Origin of the sequence: Halorubrum sp. Ea1 (genome assembly GCF_002252965.1) — an archaeon.
Taxonomy (GTDB): Archaea; Halobacteriota; Halobacteria; order Halobacteriales; family Haloferacaceae; genus Halorubrum.
The window spans coordinates 1-773 of record NZ_NHPG01000068.1 but is presented as its reverse complement, the minus strand read 5'-3'; the positions used below and the strand labels follow the sequence as shown (position 1 = coordinate 773).

Genomic DNA, 773 nt, shown 5'->3' with positions numbered 1-773 from the left:
ACAGACGAGCACGTCGGGACGTCCGTTGCCCGTGAGATCGGGCGTGAGACAGCACCCGAGTCGGCCGCACGGAGGGGAATCATCGATTCGCTCGTGGCGGAACTCCATACGGAACGTTCGCCGGCGTTTGTTAAGAGTAGATACATGATAAACGAGGGGCGTCCCGCTCGACCCGTGTTCTCGGACACCGTCTGTCCCGCCGCCGACGCGTCGACGCTCCGCCTGACGCGAGTCGTAACGCCGAGTCGCGACCGGGATCGCGAACGCCGGCCGTTCAAAAGCCCATAACAATGTCAGTGGTCGGTCTCGTGGGGGTCATGACGTCACCGAAAACGACCGGGCGGTGTCGATGACCGCTCCCGACGACGCGATCACGGTGTTGATGTGTCCAGATTACAGGGAGTCGAACCCGTATCAGTCCGAACTGATCGCGGCGTTGGAGGACCGCGACGTCGACGTCGAGGCGACGAGCGTCGGCTGGCTGTTTCCGCTGCTCGCGGGCGTCCGTCGCCACGGGGTTCCGGACGTCGTTCACCTCCATTGGCTCCACCGATTCGTCATCACCAACCGTCGGTTCCCGTCCGTTCTCGTCGGGTTGCTCGGGTTACGGCTCGTTTTCGAACTCGTCGTACTGCGCGCGCTGGGAGTCCGACTCGTCTGGACTGTCCACAACCTCCTGGACCACGAACGGGCCGCTCCGCGCAGCGAACTCGCGGTCAGGCACGTAGTAGCGCGACTCGTCGACAGGATCGTCGTCCACTGCGGAGACGCGA

Annotated in this window: 1 protein-coding gene and 1 pseudogene; both read left to right on the top strand. The window is 64.0% G+C overall.

Annotated elements, in window-relative coordinates:
• Positions 1-288, top strand: a 288-nt coding sequence (locus DJ73_RS20615; protein ID WP_217900436.1) for a hypothetical protein, incomplete at its 5' end; no start/stop codon positions are given.
• A 61-nt stretch (positions 289-349) separates the two neighbouring features.
• Positions 350-773: pseudogene (locus DJ73_RS09215) on the top strand (group 1 glycosyl transferase); the annotation flags it as partial.